The sequence below is a fragment of the Dyella japonica A8 genome, from assembly GCF_000725385.1.
Classification (GTDB): domain Bacteria; phylum Pseudomonadota; class Gammaproteobacteria; order Xanthomonadales; family Rhodanobacteraceae; genus Dyella; species Dyella japonica_C.
Genome location: NZ_CP008884.1, coordinates 4,363,460 through 4,387,736, shown reverse-complemented (window position 1 = coordinate 4,387,736; position 24,277 = coordinate 4,363,460). Strand labels below are relative to the sequence as shown.

The 24,277-nt window shown below is 66.4% G+C and carries 25 protein-coding genes; 22 read left to right on the top strand and 3 right to left on the bottom strand.

Annotation, left to right across the window (positions count from 1 at the left end; all coding sequences use genetic code 11):
• Positions 1–601 precede the first annotated feature (601 nt).
• The 20 genes from HY57_RS18675 (at position 602) to HY57_RS18575 (ending at position 20,391) form a co-directional block, all read left to right on the top strand.
• Positions 602–1,099 (top strand): flagellar basal body-associated FliL family protein, encoded by a 498-nt coding sequence (locus HY57_RS18675; RefSeq protein WP_019466563.1) that lies wholly within the window; start codon positions 602–604, stop codon positions 1,097–1,099.
• Between the two features lie 13 nt (positions 1,100–1,112).
• On the top strand, positions 1,113–2,129 hold the full coding sequence (fliM, locus tag HY57_RS18670; RefSeq protein ID WP_019466564.1) for a flagellar motor switch protein FliM: 1,017 nt from the start codon (positions 1,113–1,115) through the stop codon (positions 2,127–2,129).
• Complete coding sequence (gene fliN, locus HY57_RS18665) at positions 2,126–2,467, top strand: flagellar motor switch protein FliN (protein ID WP_019466565.1); 342 nt, start codon at positions 2,126–2,128, stop codon at positions 2,465–2,467. Before fliM ends, fliN begins: the two co-directional genes overlap by 4 nt.
• A 5-nt stretch (positions 2,468–2,472) precedes the next feature.
• A complete protein-coding gene (gene fliO / locus HY57_RS18660) occupies positions 2,473–2,844 on the top strand; it encodes a flagellar biosynthetic protein FliO (RefSeq protein WP_235186589.1) in 372 nt (123 codons plus the stop codon).
• Positions 2,844–3,635, top strand: coding sequence for a flagellar type III secretion system pore protein FliP (fliP, locus tag HY57_RS18655; protein ID WP_019466567.1), 792 nt, complete (start codon positions 2,844–2,846; stop codon positions 3,633–3,635). The genes fliO and fliP overlap by 1 nt, the downstream gene beginning before the upstream one ends.
• A 172-nt stretch (positions 3,636–3,807) precedes the next feature.
• A complete protein-coding gene (fliQ, locus tag HY57_RS18645; protein WP_019466569.1) occupies positions 3,808–4,077 on the top strand; it encodes a flagellar biosynthesis protein FliQ in 270 nt (89 codons plus the stop codon).
• Complete coding sequence (fliR, locus tag HY57_RS18640; protein WP_019466570.1) at positions 4,074–4,844, top strand: flagellar biosynthetic protein FliR; 771 nt, start codon at positions 4,074–4,076, stop codon at positions 4,842–4,844. Before fliQ ends, fliR begins: the two co-directional genes overlap by 4 nt.
• A gap of 10 nt (positions 4,845–4,854) precedes the next feature.
• Positions 4,855–5,991, top strand: a complete 1,137-nt coding sequence (gene flhB, locus HY57_RS18635; protein ID WP_019466571.1) for a flagellar biosynthesis protein FlhB — start codon at positions 4,855–4,857, stop codon at positions 5,989–5,991.
• Between the two features lie 10 nt (positions 5,992–6,001).
• Positions 6,002–8,095: a flagellar biosynthesis protein FlhA gene (flhA, locus tag HY57_RS18630; protein ID WP_019466572.1), complete on the top strand. Its 2,094-nt coding sequence runs from the start codon at positions 6,002–6,004 to the stop codon at positions 8,093–8,095.
• A gap of 143 nt (positions 8,096–8,238) precedes the next feature.
• Complete coding sequence (flhF, locus tag HY57_RS18625) at positions 8,239–9,666, top strand: flagellar biosynthesis protein FlhF (RefSeq protein ID WP_019466574.1); 1,428 nt, start codon at positions 8,239–8,241, stop codon at positions 9,664–9,666.
• Positions 9,667–9,680: 14 nt separating this feature from the next.
• The gene (locus HY57_RS18620) at positions 9,681–10,604 is read left to right on the top strand and encodes a P-loop NTPase (protein WP_019466575.1); all 924 of its coding nucleotides are present in this window, start codon (positions 9,681–9,683) and stop codon (positions 10,602–10,604) included.
• Position 10,605: 1 nt separating this feature from the next.
• Complete coding sequence (locus HY57_RS18615; protein WP_019466576.1) at positions 10,606–11,382, top strand: RNA polymerase sigma factor FliA; 777 nt, start codon at positions 10,606–10,608, stop codon at positions 11,380–11,382.
• Between the two features lie 134 nt (positions 11,383–11,516).
• Entirely contained in the window at positions 11,517–11,924 is a 408-nt protein-coding gene (gene cheY, locus HY57_RS18610; RefSeq protein WP_019466577.1) for a chemotaxis response regulator CheY, read from the top strand.
• Entirely contained in the window at positions 11,921–12,562 is a 642-nt protein-coding gene (locus HY57_RS18605; protein WP_019466578.1) for a protein phosphatase CheZ, read from the top strand. Before cheY ends, HY57_RS18605 begins: the two co-directional genes overlap by 4 nt.
• Positions 12,563–12,760: 198 nt before the next feature.
• The gene (locus HY57_RS18600; protein WP_019466579.1) at positions 12,761–14,713 is read left to right on the top strand and encodes a chemotaxis protein CheA; all 1,953 of its coding nucleotides are present in this window, start codon (positions 12,761–12,763) and stop codon (positions 14,711–14,713) included.
• 2 nt (positions 14,714–14,715) lie between these two features.
• Entirely contained in the window at positions 14,716–15,456 is a 741-nt protein-coding gene (locus HY57_RS18595; RefSeq protein WP_019466580.1) for a flagellar motor protein, read from the top strand.
• 14 nt (positions 15,457–15,470) lie between these two features.
• Entirely contained in the window at positions 15,471–16,622 is a 1,152-nt protein-coding gene (motD, locus tag HY57_RS18590; protein ID WP_019466581.1) for a flagellar motor protein MotD, read from the top strand.
• Between the two features lie 52 nt (positions 16,623–16,674).
• Positions 16,675–17,136, top strand: coding sequence for a chemotaxis protein CheW (locus HY57_RS18585; protein WP_019466582.1), 462 nt, complete (start codon positions 16,675–16,677; stop codon positions 17,134–17,136).
• Positions 17,137–17,224: 88 nt separating this feature from the next.
• Positions 17,225–19,162 carry an AI-2E family transporter gene (locus tag HY57_RS18580; RefSeq protein WP_019466583.1) on the top strand — a complete coding sequence of 646 codons (1,938 nt, stop codon included), beginning with the start codon at positions 17,225–17,227 and terminating at the stop codon, positions 19,160–19,162.
• A 284-nt stretch (positions 19,163–19,446) separates the two neighbouring features.
• On the top strand, positions 19,447–20,391 hold the full coding sequence (locus HY57_RS18575) for a SphA family protein (RefSeq protein ID WP_019466585.1): 945 nt from the start codon (positions 19,447–19,449) through the stop codon (positions 20,389–20,391).
• A gap of 72 nt (positions 20,392–20,463) precedes the next feature.
• Here HY57_RS18575 and HY57_RS18570 read toward each other — a convergent pair whose 3' ends face one another.
• The 3 genes from HY57_RS18570 to HY57_RS18560 all read right to left on the bottom strand — a co-directional run bounded on the left by HY57_RS18570 (position 20,464) and on the right by HY57_RS18560 (position 23,386).
• Positions 20,464–21,534, bottom strand: coding sequence for a hypothetical protein (locus HY57_RS18570; protein ID WP_019466586.1), 1,071 nt, complete (start codon positions 21,532–21,534; stop codon positions 20,464–20,466).
• 437 nt (positions 21,535–21,971) lie between these two features.
• Positions 21,972–22,247, bottom strand: a complete 276-nt coding sequence (locus HY57_RS18565) for a hypothetical protein (protein WP_019466587.1) — start codon at positions 22,245–22,247, stop codon at positions 21,972–21,974.
• Complete coding sequence (locus HY57_RS18560; protein ID WP_019466588.1) at positions 22,244–23,386, bottom strand: flagellar hook-length control protein FliK; 1,143 nt, start codon at positions 23,384–23,386, stop codon at positions 22,244–22,246. Before HY57_RS18560 ends, HY57_RS18565 begins: the two co-directional genes overlap by 4 nt.
• Positions 23,387–23,580: 194 nt before the next feature.
• Between HY57_RS18560 and HY57_RS18555 the strand changes: the two genes are divergently transcribed.
• Together HY57_RS18555 and HY57_RS18550 are read left to right on the top strand one after the other, a co-directional pair.
• Positions 23,581–23,898: an STAS domain-containing protein gene (locus HY57_RS18555; protein ID WP_019466589.1), complete on the top strand. Its 318-nt coding sequence runs from the start codon at positions 23,581–23,583 to the stop codon at positions 23,896–23,898.
• A gap of 14 nt (positions 23,899–23,912) precedes the next feature.
• Entirely contained in the window at positions 23,913–24,275 is a 363-nt protein-coding gene (locus HY57_RS18550; RefSeq protein ID WP_019466590.1) for a response regulator, read from the top strand.
• The last annotated feature ends 2 nt before the right edge of the window (positions 24,276–24,277 follow it).

Sequence of the window (24,277 nt, the reverse complement as noted above, 5' to 3'; positions counted from 1 at the left end):
TCTTTGGGTTACTTTTCTTTTGGGCCAGCAAAAGAAAAGTGACTCGGCCTTCGGCAGAAGGTCGAAACGCCCGCGGCGTAAGCGGCCAGATCGCGGGATCGCACGAGTCGACGACCGACCACTACCGAAACTGGATCCCGGCCTGCGCCGGGATGACGGGTAGGAAGGGTGCGGCAAGAGTGTCCCCTCACTCCAATCCTTGCCTTGCCTCGCCTCGCCTCGCCTTGCGTCGTCGCGCCGCGGCCCGCTAAACCATCGCGATCCACAGCCACTTCCCCGCGTACCCCAGCAGGCAAAGCGGCGCCCCGCGAGCGCGAGCAAGGCAATCCGCCTACAGGCCCCCAACGCGAGAAAGCCAGTTCGCCCCCAGGCGAAACCACCCAAACCCCGCCCCGCGCGACAACCTTCCGACAGCCGCCATCCCCCCGTCGCGCCCACTCTCCGACACGCGTCAAGAAAGCGCCGCCACCTCCTGCCGATCCACCGCAAACCCCGTCACACCAAGGCTTCCCAAGGATGGCACGCCGCTTGCTATCAAAGGGCATGCGCCACCCCGTAGCGAGTGGCAGACGTCTGGTAATCGATAGGGAACCACATTCGCATGGCTCAGAACGAGCAAGCAGAAACCACGGCCGGGACGCCCAAGAAGGGTTCCAACAAGGTCGTGATCATCATGGGCGTGGCGATGGTCGCCATGGCCGGCGTGTCCGGCTACCTGGTGATGAACGCGCGCAGCGCACATGGCGGTGCCCCAGAAGAACCGAAGGTGGTGATGTCCAAGCAGGAGCAGTACCTGACGATGGACCCGCCGTTCGTCGTCAACTTCAAGGACGACCAGTCGATGCGCTTTCTGCAGGTCGGCGTGAGTCTGATGTCGCATGACGCCGCCGCGCTGGCCGCCGCCAAGGACGCCGATCCGGTGATCCGCAACGCGCTGGTCATGCTGTTCAGCAGCCAGGACTACACCATCCTCAGCGACGCCGCCGGCAAGCAGAAGTTGCAGGCGCAGGCGCTGGATGCCGTGCGCAAGATTCTCGAGAAGCGCCTGGGTCGCCCGGGCGTGGAAGCGTTGTACTTCACCAGCTTCGTGATGCAGTAACGGAATCGCGGCGATGAGCGACCTGCTTTCACAGGAAGAAATCGATGCCCTGCTCGACGGCGTGGAAGGTGGCGCGGTCGAGACGGGTAACGACGAACCCTTGCCGCCCGATGCGGTCATTTCGTATGACTTCACTCAGCAGGACCGCATCGTGCGCGGTCGCCTGCCGACGCTGGAAATGGTCAACGACCGCTTCGCCCGCTTCTTCCGCACCGCCGTCTTCGGCGTGCTGCGCAAGACCTGCGAGGTGTCGGTGCTCGGCGTGAAGATGCTCAAGTTCGCCGAGTACGTGCATGGCCTGGCCGTGCCGAGCAACCTGAACCTGGTACGCATCAAGCCGCTGCGCGGCACGGCGCTGGTGGTGATGGAGCCGCGCCTGGTGTTCACCGTGATCGACAATTTCTTCGGTGGCGACGGCCGTTTCCACGCACGCATCGAAGGTCGCGACTTCACGCCCACCGAGAATCGCGTCATCCAGATCATGCTGGCCGAGCTGTTCACCTCGATGGTGGAAGCCTGGGCGCCGGTGCTGCCACTCAACTTCGAATACCTCAATTCCGAGATCAACCCGCAGTTCGCCAACATTGTCAGCCCCACCGAAACGGTGGTGGTGTCGAAGTTCCACATCGAACTCGATGGCGGCGGCGGCGAAGTGCACCTGACCCTGCCGTACGCCATGGTCGAGCCGATCCGCACGCTGCTCGATGCCGGCGTGCAGAGCGACCGCGTGGATCGCGATCACCGCTGGGCCGAAACCCTGCAGGACGAAGTGCTGGACGCCGAAGTGGAGCTGAGCTCGCTGCTGCTCGAAACGCGCCTGAGCATCGGCGACTTCCTGCAGCTTCGTCCCGGCGATGTCATTCCCATCCAACTGCCGGAGTTCAGCACCGTCTTCGCCGAAGACGTGCCGGTATTCCGTGGCCGCTACGGCCAGAACAACGGCCGCACGGCCGTCCGCTTCCATGCCCCGACGGGTCGCCGCGAAATGCGCCTGTCGACTGAACCCGCCCTGGAGATCGACCCCGCATGATTCCGACCAATGACGCCGTCAGCGCGACCCAGCGCGTCGAATTCGACCAGCTCAGCGCCCCCATGGGCGAAGGTGCCGACGTCAACCTCGACATGATCCTCGACGTACCGGTCACGCTCGCCATGGAAGTGGGCCGTACGCGTATCAGCATTCGCAACCTGCTGCAGCTCAACCAGGGCTCGGTGGTGGAACTGGACCGTTCGGCCGGTGAACCGCTCGACGTGTTCGTCAATGGCACGCTGGTGGCGCATGGCGAAGTGGTGGTGATCAACGAACGTTTCGGCATCCGCCTGACCGACGTGATCAGCCCGGCCGAACGCGTGCGCAAGCTGCGGTGAGTTTGATGATGCTGGCCCTTGCCCTTCCGGTCGCCGCCGCGCCCGAGATCAATGTCGGTGGCGAACTGGTGCGCGTGCTGCTGAGCCTGATCGGCATCATCGCGCTGATCTTCGCTGCCGGCTGGCTCAGCCGCCGGCTGCAGGCCCGTGCGACGCCGGGCGGGCGCCGCATGCGCTGCGTGGAATCCATGGCGGTGGGCGCGCGCGATCGGCTGATGCTGGTCGACGCGGACGGCAAGCGCCTGTTGATCGGCGTGGGGCAGGGTGGCATGCGCACGCTGCACGTCTACGAAGGCGCGGCACCTGCGCCGGACGCCGCGCCGCAACCGCCGATCGCGCCGTTCGGCGACGTGCTGGCCCGCTGGAAGCGCAAGTGATGAAGTCACTCCGTTGGATCTTCCTGGCACTGCTCCTGATGTGCCCGATGCTGCTGTGGGCCGCGCCGGCGATGCCACAGATGCCCTCGATGCCGCAGATGCCGGGTTCCGGGTCGGGCATCCCCGTGCTGACCGTGCAGAACGCACCGGGTGGCGCGCAGAACTGGACGTTGTCGCTGCAGCTGCTGGCGCTGATGACGGTGCTCACGCTGCTGCCGGCCGTGCTGCTGATGATGACCTCGTTCACGCGCATCATGATCGTGTTGGGCTTCCTGCGGCAGGCGTTGGGGACGCAATCCACGCCGTCGAATCAGATCCTGCTGGGCCTGTCGTTGTTCCTCACCTTGTTCGTGATGTCACCGGTGCTCAACCGCGCCTACACGGAAGGCGTGAAGCCCTATATGGATGGCCAGATGTCCGCCGAGCTGGCCGTGCCCGCCGCCGCCGCGCCGTTCAAGCACTTCATGCTGGACCAGACGCGCGACGCCGACCTGCAGTTGTTCACGCACCTGGCCAATGAAAAGCCCTATGCCAGCAAGGACGACGTGCCGTTTCGCGTCGCCATGCCGGCCTTCGTCACCAGTGAGCTGAAGACCGCGTTCCAGATGGGCTTCCTGCTGTTCATCCCGTTCCTGATCATCGACCTGGTGGTGGCGAGCGTGTTGATGTCGATGGGCATGATGATGGTGTCGCCCACCATCATCTCGTTGCCGTTCAAGATCATGTTGTTTGTGCTGGTGGATGGGTGGACGTTGTTGCTGGGGACGTTGGCGGGGAGTTTTTATACATGAGCGCCGGGCTGTTTCTTCACCGCTCGTTGCCCCTCACCGTCATCCCTGCGAAAGCAGGGATCCAGTGCCTCTCGCTCTTCCCCCGCCTCACCGCTGAAAGTCGCTGGATCCCTGCTTTCGCAGGGATGACGGGTAGGAAGGGGGGCTGCAAGACCGCGTCTGAGGGCACGCCATGACCCCTGAATCCGTCATCGAGTTCGGCCAGCACGCGCTCTATGTGGCCATGATGGTCGCCGCGCCGCTGCTGCTCACCGCGTTGGCGGTGGGCCTGATCATCGGCGTGGTGCAGGCGGCCACGCAGATCAACGAAATGACGCTGAGCTTCATTCCGAAAGTCATCGCCATGGCAGCCGTGGCGCTGATCGCTGGCCCGTGGATGCTGCGCACGCTGGTGCAGTTCACGCGCCAGCTGATCGAGAGTTTGCCCGGGGCGGTGAAATGACCACGGTGCCGTTCGCCGAGTTGCAGGGGCTGGTGGGTTCGATGTTGTGGGCGATGGCCCGCGTCGGCGGACTGTTCATGACCGCTCCCGTGTTCGGCGATGCCGTGGTGCCGCGCCGCATCCGTCTCGGCGTGATGATGTTGCTCGCCATGGTGCTGGCTCCGCTGGCACCGACCACCATCGACCTGATGTCTGCCGATGGCATCTCCACCATGGTCAGCCAGGCACTGCTGGGCGCGACGATCGGCTTTGTGCTGAAGCTGGCGTTTGAAGCGGTGTCCTTCGGTGGCCAGCTCGTTGGCCAGAGCATGAGCCTGGGTTTTGCGGAAACGGTGGACCCGCGCGGCGGTGGCAGTTCGCCGGTGCTGAGCCAGTTCTACCTGCTGATGGTGACGCTGCTGTTTCTGGCCATGAATGGGCACCTGCAGCTCATCTCGCTGCTGGCCGACAGTTTCCGCGTCCTGCCGCCGGGCCAGCCGGTGATCGGCACCAACGGTCTGTACGCCGTGGTGGCCTTCGCCACGCACCTGTTCGGCGGTGCGGTGCGCGTCGCCTTGCCGGCCATGACCTCGTTGCTGATGGTGAACATTGGCTTTGCCGCGATCAGTCGCGCGGCGCCGTCGATGAATCTGTTCGCGGTGGGCTTTCCCATCACGGTCACCCTGGGTTTCATTGCGCTGTGGTTGTCGATGCACAGCGTGCCGGGTGCGTTCGAGTCGCTGCAGACCAGCGCCTGGACGCTGATGCACGAACTGGCGGGCGGTTGAGGAGCCTGCCATGTCGGAACATGACGAACAGGAACGCACCGAACAACCTTCAGAAAAACGCCTGCGCGAAGCGCGCGAAAAGGGCGATGTTCCCCGCTCACGCGACCTGTCTGGCGCCGTGGTGGTGCTGGCCGGCGTGGCCGCCCTGATGAGCGGCGGCGAAGGTTCGATGCTGCATGTGCGCCGCATCTACAGCCTTGGCCTGAGTTACGGGCGCGACGCCTTGTTCAGCGACCAACTGCCGGGCCGCGTGCTGTCCATGGCCATGCACGAGGCGTTCGCGCTGTTCGCGCCGGTGGCCTTGGCCACGGTGCTCGCCGCGCTGGCCGCGCCCGTATTGCTGGGCGGCCTTAATTTCAGCGCCGAGGCGTTGCAGCCGAAGTTCGAGCGGCTCGATCCCATCGCCGGCCTGGGCCGCATCTTCGCCATGCGCGGCCTGGTGGAGCTGGGCAAGTCGCTGCTGAAGCTGCTGCTGATCGGCGGTGTGCTGCTGATGGTGCTCAAGGGCTGGCAGAACGACCTGATGTCCACCGGTCGCGGCGAAGTCGGCGCGGGCACGGTGAAGGCCATGAGCCTGCTCGGCCATGGCGCGCTGCTGTTCGGCTCCATCCTTGCGTTGATCGGCGGCGCGGATGCGCTGTACCAGAAGTTCGACCACACCAAGCGCCTGCGCATGACGCGCCAGGAACTGAAGGATGAGGCGAAGGAGAGCGACGGCAACCCCGAGCTCAAGGCGCGCGTTCGCCAGATGCAGTTCCAGATGGCGCGCAGGCGCATGATGCAGGAGCTGCCCAAGGCGGACGTGCTGGTGACCAACCCCACGCACTTCGCCGTGGCCTTGCGCTATGACGAAGGCCGCATGGGCGCACCGCGTGTGATCGCCAAGGGCATGGACGAACTGGCCATGCAGATCCGCCTGGTCGCCTCCAGTCATCGTATTCCCGTGGTGGAAGCGCCGCCGTTGGCACGCGCTTTGTATGCCACCACCCAGCTCGATCGCGAGATTCCTTCGACGCTCTACGTCGCCGTGGCGCAGGTGCTCGCGTACGTGTTCCAGCTCAAGCAGGCGGTGTCGCGCGGCGAGCCGCCGCCGACGGCGCCGCAACCCGATGTCGATCCGGACCTGATGGGTCCCTACAAGTTCTGACGGAAACACCATGGCCAACGCTACTGCCCTCGGCAATCTGAAGTCCCTTGGCCGCCGCGGACTCGGCGCGCCGGTGATCATGCTCGCCGCGCTGGCGATGATGATGCTGCCGCTGCCGCCTTTCATCCTCGACATGCTCTTCAGCTTCAACATCGCGCTGTCGCTGGTGATCCTGCTGGCGGTGATCTACGTGATGCGCCCGCTGGAATTCGCCGCGTTCCCCACCGTGGTGCTGATGGCGACCCTGCTGCGACTGGCGCTGAACATCGCCTCCACCCGCGTGGTGCTGCTGCACGGCCATGACGGTCCCGGCGCGGCCGGCAAGGTGATCGAGGCCTTCGGCGAGTTCGTCATCGGCGGCAACTTCGCCGTGGGCCTGGTGGTGTTCGCCATCCTCACCATCATCAACTTCGTAGTGGTGACCAAGGGCGCCACGCGCGTGTCCGAAGTGACGGCGCGCTTCACCCTGGATGCCATGCCCGGCAAGCAGATGGCCATCGATGCCGACCTCAACGCCGGCCTGCTCAACCAGGAACAGGCACGCGAGCGTCGCCAGGAAGTGCGCGAGGAAGCGGACTTCTACGGCTCGATGGACGGTGCCTCCAAGTTCGTGCGTGGCGACGCCACGGCGGGCATCCTGATCCTGATCATCAATATCGTCGGCGGCTTCTTCGTCGGCATCCTGCAGCACGGCCTTTCCGCCGGCGAGGCAGCCAAGACGTACACGCTGCTCACCATCGGTGATGGCCTGGTCGCGCAGGTGCCGTCGCTGATGCTGTCCATTGCCACTGCCGTGATCGTTACGCGCGTGTCCAAGTCCACCGACATGGGCAAGCAGCTGGTAGGCCAGCTGTTCGGCCAGCCGCGCGCACTGGCCGTGGCCGGCGTGGTGCTGGGCGTGATGGGCCTGATCCCGGGCATGCCGAACATCGCCTTCCTGCTGTTGGGCGGCACCTGCGGCGGCGCCGCGTGGCTGATGATCAAGCGCGAGCGTGAGGCGCAGGAACGCGTAGCCAAGGCCGCCGCCGACGTGCCGCCGCCGGCCGCCCCCCCGACGGAGCGCCTGGAGCTGGGCTGGGAAGACGTCGCCAGCGTTGATCCACTGGGGCTGGAAGTGGGTTATCGACTCATTCCGCTGGTGGACACGCACCAGGGCGGCGAGCTGATGGGCCGCATCAAGTCGGTGCGCCGCAAGCTGTCGCAGGAGATGGGCTTCCTGGTGCCGGCGGTGCATATCCGAGACAACCTGGACCTGGGCCCGAACACCTATCGCGTGACCCTGATGGGCGTGCCGATGGGCGAGGCCGAGGTGCACAACGATCGCCTGCTGGCGATCAACCCCGGCCGCGTGCAGGACGGCCTGCAGGGCATTCCCACGCGCGATCCGGCGTTTGGCCTGGAGGCCCTGTGGATCGAGCCGGGCCAGCGCGAGACCGCGCAGAGCCTGGGCTACACCGTGGTCGACCCGGCCACCGTCATCGCCACGCACCTTTCGCACATCCTGCAGAGCCACGCGCACGAGCTGCTCAGCCACCAGGACGTGCAGCAGTTGCTGGACCGCCTGGCCCAGACCGCGCCGAAACTGGTGGAAGATCTGGTGCCCAAGCGTCTGTCGCTGGGTGTGGTGGTCAAGGTCATGCAGAACCTGCTGGCCGAGCGGGTGCCGATCCGCAACATGCGCTCCATCGTCGAATCCTTGGCGGAACACGCCGGCCAGAGTCAGGATCCCGGCGCGCTCACGGCCGCCGTGCGCGTGGCGCTGGGGCGCCAGATCGTGCAGGAGATCTCGGGGCTGGGCACGGAGATCCCGGTCATCACGCTGGCGCCGGAACTGGAGCAGATCCTCATGGGATCGCTCGCCAATGGCGGCGTGGCGGGCGCCGCGGTGGAACCGGGCCTGGCAGACCGCCTGCAGCAGGGTGTCGCCGACGCCGCCCGCAAGCAGGAAATGAGCGGCGAACCGGCGGTTTTGCTGGTCGCGCCGCAGCTCCGTCCGTGGCTCGCGCGCTTCACCCGTCATGTGGCACAGAACCTGCACGTACTGGCCTACAACGAAGTGCCGGACAACCGCCGAGTGCGTTTGGTGCAGGCGCTGGGCCGTTAAACGAACAGACGAGCGAAGGAATGAGGGATGCGTAGCGAAGGCGCAACAAGCCGGCTTTCGGGGGCTGCGGCGAACGGCATGCAAGGCATGGCCGTGCGTTCGGGCCACGCACTGCTCGCCACCGTGTCGCGGAGCCACAAGGCATGAAGATCAAGCGTTTCGTGGCCCCTGACATGCGCCAGGCCATGCGTGCGGTGCGCGAGGACCAGGGGCCGGATGCGGTCATCCTGTCCACCCGCCGGATGGATGACGGCATCGAGATCATCGCCGCTGTCGATTTCGACGAAGCCCTGGTTCGCGAAGCGGCACGCCACGGCGCCCCGCTGGAAGTGGAAAACCGCGCCGTCGCTCCCGCGCCGGCTGTCGAGATGAAGACGGTTGCCGCGCGACGTTCCGACGTCACGCCGCCGCCGCTGCCGACGGCCAGCCGTCGCGACGACGAAGGCGTGACGGTGTCGCTCTCGCGCCGCGCCATGCCGCCCCGCGTGGAACCGGTGGCCGAAGCGTCCGTGGTCCGGACCGTGGAAGCCCCGGTCACCCCGGCCAGCCGGGCCGTCGAGCCAAAGCCCGCGATGACCGAAGCGGCGCACGCGGGCGATGCCGCCGACGTGCCGGCCTCGATCCACCCGCTGCTCGAACGCGCCCTGCAGGACACCGCACGTGTCCGCGCCGAACTGGGCAGCCTGCGCGACCTGCTGGAGACGCAGCTGTCGAGCCTGATCTGGAACGACATGGAGCGCCGCCAGCCGATGCGTGCCCGCATCCTGCGCGAGATGACCCGCCTGGGTATCGAGCCGGACGTCGCGCGCCAGCTGGTGGGCGAGCTTCCCGTCGAAATCAACGCCGAACAGGCGCGTTACCTGCCGCTGGGCGTGTTGAGCCGCAGCCTGTCGATCAGCCCGCGCGACCAATCCGAGCGTCGCGGCGTCACCGCGTTGGTCGGTTCCACCGGCGTGGGCAAGACCACCACCATCGCCAAGCTCGCCGCGCGCGCGGTGATGCGCCATGGCGCATCGCAGGTCGCGCTGGTGAGCACCGACCATTACCGCATCGGCGCGGCGGCGCAGCTGGAACACTATGGCCGCCTGCTCGGCGTGCGCGTATATCCCGCCTACGACGCCGACAGCCTGCGCCACGTACTGGAGCTGCTGCGCGGCCATCACACCGTGCTGGTGGATACCGCCGGCCTCGCCGGTGGCGATCCGCGCCTGGCGGAACAACTGGACGTGCTGCGCAACGGTGGCGACCTGCGCGCCTGCCTGGTGCTGGCGGCGAACGCGCACGCCTCCTCGCTGGACGAGGCCGTGCGCGCCTACCTGCCGGTGCAGCCGCACGCCTGCATCCTCACCAAACTCGACGAGGCCCCCAGCCTCGGCGGCGCGCTGTCGGTGCTGATCCGTCACCGTCTCGCGCTCGATTACATCACCGACGGCCAGCGCGTGCCGGAGGACATCGCCACCGCCGATGCGCGGGTGCTGGTGTGCCGTGCCGCGCAGGTGCTCAAGGGCAACACGGCGGCGGATGACATGGTCATGGCGGATCGTTTCGGACTAGCGGTGGCAAGCGCATGAGCGGTGTTTTCGCAATGAACCAGGCGATGGGGTTGGAGAGCATGTTGCGTGCGCTGACCGAACGACATAGCCGGCAGGCGCCGGTGCAGGACCAGGCCTATGGACTGAGCGGGGTGGCGCCGCGCAAGCGTTGCCGCGCCATCGCGGTCGCCGGTGGCAAGGGCGGCGTGGGCAAGACCACCGTATCGGTGAACCTGGGCATGGCGCTCGCCAGGGAAGGGCGCCAGGTGATCCTGCTCGACGCGGACATGAGCCTGGCCAACATTGACGTGCTGCTGGGCCTGACGCCCACGCGCCACATTGGCCACCTGCTGGACGGCAGCTGCACCATCGACGAGCTGCTGATGCCCGCGCCGCACGGCCTGAAGGTCGTGCCGGCCGGCTCGGGCACGCGCCGGCTTGCCCAGCTCGGTGCCGGCGAGCACGCGGCGGTGATCCGTGCCTTCGACGATCTGATCACGCCGCCGGACTACCTGGTGGTGGATACGGCCGCCGGGTTGTCCGACAACGTGGCGATGTTCGCCGCGGCGGCGGACGACGTGGTGGTGGTGGTGTGCGACGAGCCGGCCTCGCTGACCGATGCCTACGCCTTGCTCAAGGTGCTGAGCCGCGATTTCGGCGTGCGCCGCTTCCGCATGGTGGCGAACATGGTGCGCAACCTGGGCGAGGCCAAGCAGTTGCACCAGAAGCTCGCACGGGTGTGCGACCGCTTCCTGGACGTGGCGCTGGAATTCATGGGGCATGTCCCGCACGACGAACGGCTCAAGCAGGCCATCCGCCGCCAGAGCGCGGTGGTGGATCTGTGGCCGTCGAGCCGTTCGGGGCAGGCATTCAAGCAATTGGCGGGTGCGGTCGATACATGGGGTGAACCCGAGCGACTGGGCCTGGACCGCATCGCCTTTTTCAGCAGGCAGGCCGCAGTAGCGACGGGGTGGTGACATGAGCGTGGCTTCCGAATATCTGCAGCTGCAGCGGCAGAGTGCCGACGAACTGGTTCGCCAGCACGCGCCCCTGGTACGCAGGATCGCCTATCACCTGATGGGTCGCCTGCCGCCCAGCGTGGACGTCAGCGACCTGATTCAGGCCGGCATGATCGGTTTGCTGGAGGCTGCCCGCAATTTCACCACCGGCAAGAACGCGAGCTTCGAGACGTTTGCGGGTATCCGCATCCGTGGCGCGATGCTCGATGAATTGCGGCGCACCGACTGGACCCCACGGTCGGTGCATCGAAAAGTGCGCGAAATGGCGGAGGTCGTTCGTCAGATTGAAATCGAAACCGGTGCGGATGCCGATGACGCCGAAGTGATGCGGCGACTGGGCATGGGTGCCGAGGAATATCACCAGGTGCTGGCGGATGCCGCGAGCGCGCGCCTGCTCAGCCTCTCCGCGCCGGACGACGCGGACGGTGGCGCGGCGTTCGACGTGGTCGACGGCGACAGCCTCAGCCCGGCCGACAGCGTCGAGCACGAAGGCATGCGCGAGGCGCTGGTGGAGGCCATCGGCAGTCTGCCGGAACGCGAGCAGCTGGTGATGTCCCTGTATTACGAGGAAGAGCTGAACCTCAAGGAGATTGGCGCGGTGCTCGGTGTGACGGAGTCGCGCGTGTGCCAGATCCACGGCCAGGCCATCGTGCGCTTGCGTGCGCGCATGAGCGGTTGGCATGAGGGGCAGGCCGAGAGGTCAGCGAAACAACGCAAGGGAACGAAAGGCATGTAACACGGGCGCGATCGCCGGAGCGGAAGAGACGGGCTCTCGGTTCTCGCAGCGCGGCGGCCATCGGGTTGGCGCCCAGTACAAGCAGTCGTTTCAGCAACCACATCTAGCCAAGTGACGCGCAGCGGAGAAAGCGTTTGGACAAGAATATGAAGATCCTCGTGGTGGACGACTTTTCCACCATGCGGCGCATCGTTCGCAACCTGCTGGTCGAGCTCGGTTTCAGCAATACGCTGATCCAGGAAGCCGACGACGGCGAGAACGCGCTGACCATGTTGCGCAACAACGCCTTCGACATGGTCGTGACCGACTGGAACATGCCCAACATGACGGGCATCGACCTGTTGCGCGCCATCCGCGCCGAGCCTTCGCTCAAGGGCATGCCGGTGCTCATGGTCACCGCGGAAAACAACCGCGACCAGATCATCGCCGCCGCGCAGGCGGGCGTGAACGGTTACATCGTCAAGCCGTTCACCGCCGTCACCCTGCAGGAAAAACTCAGCAAGATCTTCGAACGCCTGGCCGCCAGCGGAGCCAACGCATGAACGCACAAGTCTCCCTGCTAGCCGGCGAATCGATGCCGCAGGAACTGCACGATCTTCTCAACAGCACCGACGGTGCTGCCTTCGAACAGGCGCTCGACGTGCTGGTACGCCAGCGCGAGCAGCGCCTGTTCCGCGCCCTGGGCCTGCTGGCCCGCGACCTGCACGATGCCGTGCGCCGCCTGGGCGGCGACCTCGCGCAGGAAGGCGTGCCGGGCAGCGTCGCCGACGCGCGCAAGCACCTGCAGGACGTGCTGGAAATGAGCTCGCAGGCCGCGCACCGCACGCTCGACTTCGCCGAGCGCATGCGCCCGCAGGCCGAGACGCTGGCCGCCAACGCCAGCGCGGTGATCGAGGGCACGAGCGAAGGCGACGTTGCCCACGTGCTGGCCACGCAGGCGCAGTCGTTCGCCAACGAATACCGCGAAGGCATGGCCGATTTCGTGGTGGCGCAGTCGTGGCAGGACCTGTCCGGCCAGCGCATCAAGAAAGTCGTGAACTTCATCGGCAGCGTGGAGAACTCGCTGCTGGAACTGGTGAGCCTGACCGGCGCGCTGGCAACGGGTGAAGCCGCCGCGGGCCCGGTGAAGGTGACCAGCCAGGACGAGGCGGATCGCCTGCTGAGCGAATTCGGTTTCTAAGAGCCTGGTCATGATCTCGGTATGGCGGCTACTTCCTCACCGTCATCCCCGCGAAAGCGGGGATCCAGTGACTTTGGCATGGCGTGAAAGTCACTGGATGACCAGCCATCCGGCTGTTGATGAAGCGCCTCCCGCTTTCGCTGGAATGACGGTGAAGCAATGCCGGGTTCATGAACAAGCACCAAGGACACACGCCTGATGGATCCCACGCTGGACAGCGAGCTGCGCAACGATTTCCTGGTGGAAGCCGGGGAGCTGGTGCAGCGCCTGGGTGAACAGTTGATCGGGCTGGAAGGCTCGCCGCGCGACGCCGAGCTGCTGAACGCCGTGTTCCGCGCGTTCCACACGGTGAAGGGCGGCGCAGGGTTTCTGGCCATCGAGCCGATGGTGCAGTTGTGCCATCACGCCGAGGACCTGCTCAACGTGGCGCGCAACGGGCAGCTGCTGCTCGATGCCGCGCGCATGGACGCACTGCTCGAAGCGCTGGATCTGCTCAACGACATGATGGCCGCGCTGGCCGGTGGCCAGCCGATGGCGATGCCGCCGCAGGCGCTGCTGCAGCGCTTGATGCCCGGTGCGGCGGCTCCCAAGCCGGTGCCCAAGCCCGTCGCTCCGCCGGTGGCGCCGCCGCCCAGTGACGGCACCATTGACGATTCGGAATTCGAGGCCCTGCTGGACAGCCTGTATGGCACCGGTGGCGCACCGGGCGCACCGGCGGCGGAATCGTCCTCGGGCAGCATCACCGACGACGAATTCGAGGCCTTGCTGGACAATCTGCACGGCAAGGGCGGCATGCCCGGTGCGGTGGAAGCGCCGGCGGCGGCCACCACGGCCGGCACGATTTCCGACGACGAATTCGAGTCGCTGCTCGACAATCTCCATGGCAAGGGTGGCGTGCCGGGCACGCAGGCATCCGCACCGGTGGCCGCTCCCGCGCCGGCGCCCGCTGCTTCGGCAAAGGCCGCAGCCCCTGCGCCGGAAAACACCGTGCGCGTGGACACCGCGCGCCTCGATGCACTCGTGCACCGCGCCGGTGAACTGGTGCTGGTGCGCAATCGCCTGCTGAGCCTCGCGGCCAAGAACGGCGACGAAACGCTCGAACTGGCCGCCACGGAACTGGATCGCGTCGCCGACGCCCTGCAGAACGCCGTACTCGGCATGCGCATGCAGCCGGTCGGCCGCTTGTTCCAGCGTTTTCCGCGCATCGTTCGCGACCTGTCGCGCCAGCTCGGCAAGGACGTGGAATTGGTGCAGGAAGGCGAGGGCACTGATCTCGACCGCAGCCTGGTCGAGGCGCTTGCCGACCCCATGGTGCACCTGATCCGCAATGCGCTCGACCACGGCCTGGAAATGCCGGAAGAACGCGAGCGCGCCGGCAAGCCGCGCAAGGGCAAGGTGACGCTGGGTGCGAGTCAGCGCGGCGAGCGCATCGTTATCACCGTGTCCGACGACGGGCGCGGCATGAATCCCGAGGTCCTGCGCCGCAAGGCGGTGGAGAAAGGATTGATGGACGAGGCGCAGGCCTCGCGCCTTACCGAGAACGAATGCTACGAAATCATCTTCCGCCCCGGCTTCAGCACGGCGGCCACCGTCTCCGACATCTCCGGTCGTGGCGTGGGCATGGACGTGGTGAAGACGCGCGTGGTGGAACTGGGCGGCACGCTTTCCGTGCGCTCACAGCTGGGCAAGGGCAGCACGCTGGAATTGGCCGTGCCGCTGACGCTGGCGATCCAGCGCGTGCTGATGGTGCGCGTGGGAGCGCGCCTGCTCGCGCTGCCGCTGAGCAACGTGGACGAGGTGTTCGAGCTGGCGCCGGGCCAGCAGCAACAGCTCGACGGCCGCGCCGTGGCCTCGCATCGCGGTCGCGCGCTGGCGCTGGCAGACCTTGGCGGCTGGGTCGGCGTGGAAGGCCCGTCGGGCCGTCACGTGGTGGTGCTGCACATCGGCCACATGCGCCTGGGTTGCCTGGTGCACGAGGTGATCGGCCGCGAAGACGTGATGGTGAAACCGCTCGGTCCCCTGTTCGAAGGCGTGCCCGCCGTGGCGGGTGCGACGGTTACCGGCGACGGCCGTCTGGCGCTGGTGATGGATCTGGCCGGTTTGTCCGGCGCAGACGGTCAACTCCTCCCCACTCTGCGTGTGAATAGCTGACCATGGACCTGGTAAGTCTCATCGGCACGATCCTGGCGTTCATCGTCATCATCGTCGGCACCGTCCTCAAGGGTTCCAGCGTGGAAGCGCTGTGGAACCCGGCCGCGTTCGTCATTGTGTTCCTGGGCACCATCGCCGCGTTGCTGGTGCAGAACTCCGGCAAGGTGCTCAAGCACGCCATGTCGATGTTCCCGCTGGTGTACAAGCCGCCGCAGCATCAGCCATCGGACCTGATCAGCCGCATCGTGGGCTGGAGCGAGATTTCGCGCCGCCAGGGCCTGCTGGGCCTGGAACCGCAGATCGATTCGGAAAGCGACACGTTCGTGCGCAAGGGCCTGCAACTGCTGGTCGACGGCAGCGAGCCGGAGGCCATCCGCGGCGTGCTGGAAGTGGAAGTGGGCGCGCGCGAGCATCACGACCTGGCCGGTGCGAAGGTATTCGAGAACGCCGGCATCTTCTCGCCGACCATGGGCATCATCGGCGCGGTGATGGGCCTGATGGCGGTGATGCAGAACCTGGCCGACCCGAGCAAGCTCGGCCACGGCATCGCCGCCGCGTTCGTGGCCACCATCTACGGCGTGGCGCTGGCCAACCTGCTGATGCTGCCGATGTCGGCCCGCTTGAAGGCGCTGATCCACAAGCAGACGCAGATGCGCGAAATCCTGATCGAAGGCCTGGTCGCGATCGCCGAAGGCGCCAACCCGCGCCAGATCGAAGCCAAGCTTCAAGGCTACCTGGCGTAACCGGGCGCAGCATCGTGGCCAGGAAGAAAAAACATCACGAGGACCACGTCAACCACGAGGCATGGGCGATCCCCTATGCCGACCTGATGACGCTGCTGCTGGCCTTCTTCGTGGTGATGTACGCGGTCTCCGTGGTGAACGAGGGCAAGTACCGCGTGATGTCCAACTCCATCATCGAGGCGTTCAACGGCTCCAGCCACGTGATCGCCGCGATGCCGCAGACGCGTGCGCAGCCGCACAACGTCGATCCGGCCATTGCGTCACCGCAGTCCCGGCCGGGCGCTGCCACCACCCCGGTGAGCGTGCCGATTCCAGCGCGCCCGCAACTGGTGCGTGTCGCGGATTCGCGCTCGGGCTCGGAGTCACAGGAGAAGCGCAACTTGGAATCGATCCGCGACCAGGTGCAGCGCGCGTTGCAGCCCCTGATCGACAAGCAGATGGTGATCGTGCGCAAGACCACGTCGTGGCTGGAGATCGAGCTGCGCACCGACATCCTGTTCGCCAGCGGCGCGGCCAGGCTCTCGCCCGAGGCGAACGACATCCTCGACAACATGGCGTCCATCCTCAAGCCGTTTCCCAATGCGGTGCGCATCGAGGGCTATACGGATGACCGTCCCATCAATACCGCGCTGTATCCGTCCAACTGGGAGCTGTCCGCCGCGCGCGCCGCGAGCGTGGCGCGACTGTTCTCCGAGCAGGGTGTGGATCCGTCGCGGCTGGGCATCATGGGCTGGGGCGAGTACCGGCCCAGTGCCGACAACACCACGGCGGACGGTCGTAACCACAATCGCCGCGTGTTGATCGTGGTGTTGAGCGAAGAGGACGCGCCCAAGCGCTTCCTCAACGACCTTCAGAACGGCCAGCTGACGGCGGACGATCGCGGTGCGCCCGCGCCGTCCGTGTCGGCAGCGCCCGCAGCGCCCGCTGCCGTGGTCGCGGTGGCACCGGCAGCCGGCAAGTCCGCACCGATCGTGGAAGTGGTGGCGCCCAAGCCGGTGGAAGACGCGCCGGTGAACAAGGTCATCCTCGCCAGACCCGTGCGCACCGCGCAACAGGACGGCGATGCGCGGCCGGATCTTGCGCCGCAGGTTTCCCTGCCCGATGTCGCCGCCGGTGCCATCAGCGTCGGCGGCGCGCGCGTGAGCTCGCCCGAGCATGGCCCGTGAATTGCATATTCGTCGTACCGGTCGCCAAGACCAGAGCAGGGGAGAGCGTGTCATGACCCAGGGACACAACACCGAGGACTGGCTGTCCTTCCGCATCGGCGGGCAGTGGTATGCCGCGCCGCTGACGCAGGTGAGCGAAGTACTGCGCGACGGCGAGCTCACGCCCGTGCCGGGTGCGGCCGCTGACCTGCTGGGCATTCGCCATCTGCGCGGACGCATCGTGCCGGTACTGGACGGGCGGCGTCGCCTCGGACTCGACGAGGAAGGGCGGGTGGACCCGTTCCAGGTGCGCCTGGTGATGCTCTCGCACGGTCCGCACCTGGTGGGCATCCGCGTGGATGCCATTGGCGACCTGTTGTCGGCCAAGGCGGCCGACGTTGCGCCACCGCTGCCCGGCGGCGCGGCGCGCGAGGATGACCCCGTGCAGGGCGTACTGCCCTCGCCGAACGGCTTCGTGGCCTTGCTCGACGTTCGTCGGCTGTGCCGCCTGCCGCTGGAGCACGAGGCGGCCTGATCCATCCGTCACCGGTCGAGGCTATCCTTGCGGCACCCCCGGGGCCATCCGTCTGCCCCGCCCGTGCCGCGATGGATAGGAGCCGCCCATGTCGTCGCAAGCCCCCGCATCGCCTGCCGCCTCGGCCAGCCAGCGCGCGGTCGTCATCGTCGCCGCGGCCTGCGTGCTGGCACTGCTGTACTTCGGGCGGGAGGTGCTGGTGCCGATCGTCCTGGCGGTGTTTCTCAGCCTGTTGGTGGCGCCGTGGGTGCGCCTGTCCCGTCGCGTCGGTTTGGGCCACGGCGCGTCAGTGCTGATCGCCGTACTGGCGCTGGTGGTCGTGGTCTCCGGCCTGGCCACCATGATCGGCACCCAGGTGGTGCACGTGGCGCGCAGCCTGCCGCAGTACGAAGTGACCATCCGCACCAAGGTGAAATCGCTGCGCGAGGAGACGCTGGGGCGGCTGGATTTCCTCCAGGGCGAACTGGGCAAGGTGATCGACGGCGGTGGGCAGGGCGCCGCGCCGGCACCCGCCGGCACGGCCGCACCGGCCTTCGTGGCGCCGCCCTACCTCACCAACGCGCCGGCCGAAGCCAAGCCAGCGCAGGCACCGGGCAAGACATCCTCTCCGCCACTGGCGTTGCTGACGCGCGTGTTGTCCACCGCGTGGGTGCCGCTGGAAACCGCGGGCATCGTGCTGGTGGTGCTGATCTTCGTGTTGCTGGAGCACGAGTCCCTGCGCGATCGCTTCATCCGGCTGGCGGGTGGCACCGACCTGCGCGCCACCACGGCGGCGATCAACGACGCGGGCGAACGCCTGTCGCGCTTCTTCATCTCCACCTTCTCGGTGAACTTCAGTGTCGGCGTGGCGATCTGGCTGGGCCTCACCGTGATCGGTGTGCCCAGCGCGCCGCTATGGGGCGCCCTCACGGCAGCCCTGCGTTTCGTGCCTTACATCGGCGTGTGGCTGGTGGCGGCCCTGGTGAGCCTGTTCGCGGCGGCGGTGGCGCCGGGCTGGTCGTTGCTGGCGATGACGATCGTGCTCTACCTGTTCGTGGAGATCGTGGTGTCGCAGCTGATCGAGCCCTTTCTCTACGGGCACACCACCGGCCTGTCGCCGCTGGCGGTGGTGGTGGCGGCGATCTTCTGGAGCTGGCTGTGGGGGCCGGTGGGCCTGCTCATGTCCACGCCGCTGACCCTTTGCCTGGTGGTGGCCGGCCGGCACGTGAAGGCGCTGGACCTGCTCAACGTGCTGCTTGGCGACGCGCCCGCGCTGACCATGCCGCAGCGCGTGTACCAGCGCGCGTTGTCGGGCGATGCGAACGAGATCCTCAGCGAGGCGCGCGACTTCCTGAAGCGCAAGAGCTTTGCCGCCTATTGCGATGCGGTGTTGCTGCCGGCGTTGCAACTGGCGCGCGTTGATCTTGGGGCCGGTGCGATCAGTACGGTGCAGCAGACCTCGGTGAAACGCACCATCGTGACCGTGGTGGAAGCGCTGGACAGCCACGAGAGCAAGTGGACGCGCTGGCGCCGGCGTGCCTCCGTGCTGGAGGACGCGAGCATCGGCCGCAGCCTGCGCCTGCATCGCGAGGAGGCTTACGGTCGCTGGCAGGGGCCGCTTGCCGTTCCGGCCGGCTCGGTGGTGTTGTGCCTGGGGCTGGGCTCGGTTGCCAACGATCTGTCCGCCGAGCTGCTCACGCGCATCCTGCGTGACCTGCACATCGATGCACGCCATCTTTCCATCGATGATTTCACTGCCTTCGACGCGGAGCCGCATCCGGATGCGACGCCCAATGCGGTGTCGATGGTCTATGTGGTGAGTGCCAACCCCGCCGCCGAGCAGGGCGCTTTCGACGATGCAGTGGCTATGGTGCGTGCCCGCATTCCGGGCGCGTGCATCGTCGGCGTGCTGTTCCCCGAACCGTTGGCGACGGTCGAGACCGCGCTACCCGCCAACGCGGACGTCAATGAAGTGGTGAGGTCGCTGGAGCAGGCCGCGCAACAAGCCATTGCGCGCATTCCCGAGAGCGGTGCCGCTGTGGCCTAAGCCCCGGACGACGGCATCACGCCGTCGACATCGTGGGTCGCCGTAGTGCATCGGCGCACTGCGCGGGGCAGGCGGAAATCGTAAGCAGGCCCCAAGGGTATCGGCGCGTCGCCGGTTCCTTTTCATGGCATGAAACTGCCGCGAGGTTTCCGTATTTATACGTAATCCACATAGGTGGATTTTCGCTTGTTCGCCATCGCACAGACGGCCACGCTGACTGTGTAGTCGGGGTTACCTGACGCAAGCATCTGGCGTTTCCTGTCATTGCCAATGGCGATCATTGTATGAAGCGACTTCTCTCGGGTTTCCTTGTCCTGGCCATTCTCGGCAGCCTTCCGGCGCACGCGACAGAAGGCGGTGTCGGACGTTCGATTACCGGCCTGCAGGCCGCTTCGTACTCCGGGCTGGTACCGCCTGCGTCCGGGTGGAACTGGCAGCTGGGCTATGCGTACTACAAGGGTGACATCAGCGGTTCGAAGGAAGTCCCGCTGACCGGTGGTGGTTCGTCGCTGGGCATCAGGGCGGAGTTCCAGCTCTTCTCGGCGGTGGGCATGTATATCTGGAACACCAAGCCGTCATCGTGGAATTTCGCCTCGATGGTCGACCTGCCGTTCGCCTACGTGGGGGCGACCGCGGACCTGGACCTGGGGCAGTTCCATCGCAGCGTGCACGACAGCACGACCGGCCTGTACGACATGACGTTCGTGCCCATCATCGCCAGCCACCATTTCAGCCAGACGCAGCACCTGTCGCTGGCGCTGTACATCGAGGCCCCGACGGGCAGCTACACCAAGGGGCGGCTGGCCAATGCCAGCCTCAATACCTGGGTGTTCACCCCCACCGTGGGCTACACGCAGTTGTTCAGCCAAGGCTCGCTGGAATGGAGCACGACGGCCGGTGTGGATTTCTATACCAAGGACAATGCCACCGACTACCAGAATGGCTCGGTGTTCCATCTCGATTCGCTGTTGGTGCAGCGCTTTCCCACGGGTTGGGGCATTGGGGCCGTGGGTGGATGGATCTATCAGATCGACAAGGACACCGGCCCGCTCGCCGATCGTTTGAATGGCTTCAAGGGACGCGCTGTGTCGCTGGGTCCCATGGTGAACTACCTGAAGAAGTGGCAGGGCGGCCAGGTCGAATTTTCGCTGCGCTGGCTGCACGAGTTCGATGTGAAGAACCGCACGCAGGGCAACCCTGCGATGCTGTCGGCGACGATTTCGCTCTAGCCAGGCCAGGGTGGAGCCCGGTGCGCGCGTCATCGTGGATGACGTGCGCACCGGCTTGGCGAGGCGTTCTGTTCAGAGCAGGAACTTGGGCACGGCCGGCACGATGACGAAGCGATAGTTCCAGCGTGCCCCCGGCATCGACGACTGCTGGATGACGGAGTACTGCACCTCAAAACCGTACTTGATGGGAACGCCCATCAGCTTGGTCGAGTAGTTGATGCCAAGGCCCACCGGAAAGTTGACCTTGTTGCCGCCACCCTGCGCATTCCAGTTGATGGCGATGTTGGGCGACATACCGATGTGCCACTTGCCGGCGTCATCCAGTTTTCGCTGGATGATGTACTGGACATTGGTCATGTTCACGTTGGGGCGGTCTTTCTTGCTGGAGGCGAACGACCACCACTGTTGCGGAAAGACGGCCAAAATCCATTCCGGACCGAGGTAGGCAAGCACGGCGGTGGGGCCGGCCGAGTATTTGCCGGTGCCCAGCACGGCCTCACTCGCGGTGGGCAGCATGACGGTTCCGCCCACGCCCCACACCAGCACGCCGCCATTGCTCAGCTTCTTGGTTTCCGAGGGGGCGACCAGGCCCACATAGGTGATGTCACCCAGGCCCGTGGTGCGGCTGTAGGGGTCGTTGACGATGGACTGCGTGCGAGGGTCCTGCGCGATCTGCTGCGGCGTATCGCCGAACAGGCCGCCGATGTGCTTGTTGACCGGTTCGCTGACGATAGGGAACGAGATGCGGTTGATCAGGTTCCAGTCGTCGCCGAGCTTGACGGGGAAGGTGGGAATGAACTGCGTGCGGTTCACGTCCTTGTAGTCGCCGATCGGTCCGCCTTTGACGCGCGTGTAGTCGTTCTGCAGGGGAAACATGACCAGGTTGGCCACGGGGTTGTTCATCAACTGGCCAATCTGGGCGTCCGTAGGTTTGCAGCCGGCCTTCATCTCGGCCTTCAGGTCGGCATTGATGTCAGCGTAGAAGTGGGCGCATTCGGGAGATGACGCCTGGCTATCGGTCGTGGCCGATGGGCTCGGCGGGGTGGTGCTGTCGGCGGCTTCGGCATGTACTCCGCTGACCAGCAGAGGCAGCAGAGCCAGTGGGGACCACCAGTGCTTCGAAGGTTTCTTTTGATGGGGCATGGCGTTTTCCTTGACTGGTGGGCGCAGCGCCTGGGTCGTGCGCTGCCTGCACCCATCGAGTCTTCTTGTTGGTGTATGGACAAGCGTTCACGGCGAAGCCCCCGACAAGCCGGGATTCATTCGTCGCAAATCAACGTTGCCGATGCGCGCGTCAGCAGTTGCAGTCTGCGTGCGGCAAGCAGCGGGAGCCAAGAGCAATCAACCTACATTGCCGCTCGCTTCGTCTGGTAGCGATGTCGGCTTTCACTGATGCTTGAAATCACGGCACGACAACCGCATGGCCTACGTATCGTTCGGCCTTTTGCCTGGCGTCGAATGGCATGGGTGAAAGCCATGTCCGCGCGCCGCAACGTCACCCATGGATTTTGCGTGGGGCGTGCCGGCGTGGCGCATCGTGGGAAGGCTGACGCGTGGCGTCGTGCCTTAGCGAGCCGATATCAGTGCTCGGCTTCAGCGGCGTCGTAAATGCTGGCCATGACGGCGGCTGCCGCGGCGTAAAGAGTGGCTGGCACGTCCTGGCGCAGGCGCAGCGAGGCCAACAGCGCAGCCATCTGCGGATCCTGATGGAGCGGAATGCCCAGTGCGCGGGCGCGTGCCAGCAGGGTTTCCAGCGACTCGGGCGGTAGGCTGACCGGCGCGGCCGCGGCATCGTTGGGGCCGCCGGTCAGGCGCAGCGTGACGCGCCGACGCGCGGGAGGAAGCGCCTGGCTCATGCGGTGGTCCTCAGCAGGATGGCGCTGTGCGGGCTGCTCGATTGCGGCAGCCCTTGTTGGCAAGTCAGCTGGTCGAGTATCAGGCCGCTCGCCGACAGCGCCTGGCGCAGCGCGCCGAACTGCTGTTCCAGGCGATGCGCCGTGCTGGCGCGTTCGGCCCACAGACGCACCGCGAGGCGCAGTTCGCGCAGTTGCAGTTCGCCCTGGATGGGCCCCAGGGCCGGCAGGTCGATGGCGAAGCCGAAAGTCCACGACGAACCGGCATCGGCGTCGGCGTGTTGTTGCAGCTGGATCTGCAGGATGTCGCGACCTTCCTCGCCCTGCAGCGGGATCTCGATCATCCAGGCGGAGGCGGTGGTCGCTTCGAGCTGTGCCACTTCCACCCGCGCCAGCGCCGCGTGCACTTCGCCATGCAGACGGGTGAGCAGGGCGTCGACGTCGTCTTCCAGCAGGGCCAGCGGCAACAGGGCCCGTGGTTGCGCCTGCAGGCCACGCTGCTGCAGCGGCGGTGGCGTTTCGGTACTGGCCGATGGGGTGGCGCGACGCGATGGCAGGTAGTCGTCGAGCAGGCTGGCCAAGCGAAGCAGGGCGCCTTTCCAGTCTTCCTGGCTCAACCCCGCCATGTCGAGGTGCGGTTGCGCCAATTGCGATTCGAGGAACAGGCCGCTGCGCTTGATGGCTTCTTCCAGGCCTTCGCCGCGGGTGATCTCCGCCGGCGTGCGTACGCCGTGTTCCAGCAGGGCGAGGGCCGGCCGCAGATAGGAGGGCAACTGCCGCAGGGCCGGACGCTGGGCCAACGCATCCAGCGTGGCGAGCAGCGGCGCGTAACCGTTCTGTTGTGGCAGGCGCTCGCGCATGGCCAGCTGGGTGGCCGGCTCGGGCGTCTGTGGTGCGATCACTTCCAGCAGCGGCTGGGCGCCCGTGCTCAGCACACGCACTTGGAACTGCGAGGGCAGCTGGCCGCGCGGGGCTTCCGTCTCCACGGCGAGGGCGCCGATCTGCAGCACCATCATCCCGTCGGGATTGATCCCCAGCGGGCGCGCCGACAGCACGGTACCGATGCGCCAGCTCTCGGCGGCACTGCCGGAGGCGGCGCCGGCCCAGGCGAGGGCTGCGAGGCTGGTGGGTTGAATGATCAATCGATGCTCCTTGCGGGCCGGGCGATGTGCGCGCGCCCGCCCTTGCCCTGTCCTTCGGCCGGCCCCGGGAAAACTTTAGGGCCTTTTTTGCCCCCGCGAACCCACCCGGCCGGGCAAAGAATCGCTAAAGCGGGCAGGGGCATGGCCGATAAACCACCCGTAGACGCTCTCTGGACGGGCGTGGGACCAACGCGATGGGCAGCAAGACGGCGGGTAAGGACAAGGGCGGGGCACGCGTGATCGCGTTGCCGGCCGACTTCCGGCTCGGCAGCGTGGCCGACGTCAAGGCCGAACTGATCGAGGCGTTCGACGCGCCCGCCGCGCAGCTCGACGGCGCCGCCGTGGAGCGCGTGGATACCGCCGCGCTGCAGCTGCTGGTGGCGTTCCGTCGCGAGGCGACGGCGCGTGGCCAGTCGCCCGCGTGGCTGGGAGTGAGCGATGTCATGCGTGATGCGGCCGGCGTGCTCGGCCTCGCACAGGCTCTGGAATTGCCGGCACCGATGCCGGCCTGAAACTGAGGTGGAAGATGGCAAAGATTCTTGCGGTTGACGATTCGGCTTCGATGCGCGGCATGGTGGCCTTCACCCTGCGCAATGCCGGCCACGATGTGAGCGAGGCGGAGAACGGCCAGCTGGCGCTTGATGCGGCCAAGGGCGGCAGCTTCGACCTGGTGCTGGCGGACGTGAACATGCCGGTGATGGACGGCATCAGCATGGTGCGCGAGCTGCGCACGCTGCCGGCCTACAAGGGCGTGCCGATCCTGATGCTGACCACCGAGTCGCACACGGACAAGAAGATGGAAGGCAAGGCCGCCGGCGCCACTGGCTGGCTGGTGAAGCCGTTCGATCCGGAGCAGCTGCTGGCGACGGTCAAGCGCGTGCTGGGCTAAAA

Coding starts and splice junctions, on each gene's coding strand:
- HY57_RS18675 (WP_019466563.1), top strand. CDS start 602: ATGGCTCAGAACGAGCAAGCAGAAACCACGGCCGGGACGCCCAAGAAG.
- fliM (WP_019466564.1), top strand. CDS start 1,113: ATGAGCGACCTGCTTTCACAGGAAGAAATCGATGCCCTGCTCGACGGC.
- fliN (WP_019466565.1), top strand. CDS start 2,126: ATGATTCCGACCAATGACGCCGTCAGCGCGACCCAGCGCGTCGAATTC.
- fliO (WP_235186589.1), top strand. CDS start 2,473: ATGATGCTGGCCCTTGCCCTTCCGGTCGCCGCCGCGCCCGAGATCAAT.
- fliP (WP_019466567.1), top strand. CDS start 2,844: ATGAAGTCACTCCGTTGGATCTTCCTGGCACTGCTCCTGATGTGCCCG.
- fliQ (WP_019466569.1), top strand. CDS start 3,808: ATGACCCCTGAATCCGTCATCGAGTTCGGCCAGCACGCGCTCTATGTG.
- fliR (WP_019466570.1), top strand. CDS start 4,074: ATGACCACGGTGCCGTTCGCCGAGTTGCAGGGGCTGGTGGGTTCGATG.
- flhB (WP_019466571.1), top strand. CDS start 4,855: ATGTCGGAACATGACGAACAGGAACGCACCGAACAACCTTCAGAAAAA.
- flhA (WP_019466572.1), top strand. CDS start 6,002: ATGGCCAACGCTACTGCCCTCGGCAATCTGAAGTCCCTTGGCCGCCGC.
- flhF (WP_019466574.1), top strand. CDS start 8,239: ATGAAGATCAAGCGTTTCGTGGCCCCTGACATGCGCCAGGCCATGCGT.
- HY57_RS18620 (WP_019466575.1), top strand. CDS start 9,681: ATGAACCAGGCGATGGGGTTGGAGAGCATGTTGCGTGCGCTGACCGAA.
- HY57_RS18615 (WP_019466576.1), top strand. CDS start 10,606: ATGAGCGTGGCTTCCGAATATCTGCAGCTGCAGCGGCAGAGTGCCGAC.
- HY57_RS18605 (WP_019466578.1), top strand. CDS start 11,921: ATGAACGCACAAGTCTCCCTGCTAGCCGGCGAATCGATGCCGCAGGAA.
- HY57_RS18600 (WP_019466579.1), top strand. CDS start 12,761: ATGGATCCCACGCTGGACAGCGAGCTGCGCAACGATTTCCTGGTGGAA.
- HY57_RS18595 (WP_019466580.1), top strand. CDS start 14,716: ATGGACCTGGTAAGTCTCATCGGCACGATCCTGGCGTTCATCGTCATC.
- HY57_RS18585 (WP_019466582.1), top strand. CDS start 16,675: ATGACCCAGGGACACAACACCGAGGACTGGCTGTCCTTCCGCATCGGC.
- HY57_RS18580 (WP_019466583.1), top strand. CDS start 17,225: ATGTCGTCGCAAGCCCCCGCATCGCCTGCCGCCTCGGCCAGCCAGCGC.
- HY57_RS18575 (WP_019466585.1), top strand. CDS start 19,447: ATGAAGCGACTTCTCTCGGGTTTCCTTGTCCTGGCCATTCTCGGCAGC.
- HY57_RS18570 (WP_019466586.1), bottom strand. CDS start 21,534: ATGCCCCATCAAAAGAAACCTTCGAAGCACTGGTGGTCCCCACTGGCT.
- HY57_RS18565 (WP_019466587.1), bottom strand. CDS start 22,247: ATGAGCCAGGCGCTTCCTCCCGCGCGTCGGCGCGTCACGCTGCGCCTG.
- HY57_RS18555 (WP_019466589.1), top strand. CDS start 23,581: ATGGGCAGCAAGACGGCGGGTAAGGACAAGGGCGGGGCACGCGTGATC.
- HY57_RS18550 (WP_019466590.1), top strand. CDS start 23,913: ATGGCAAAGATTCTTGCGGTTGACGATTCGGCTTCGATGCGCGGCATG.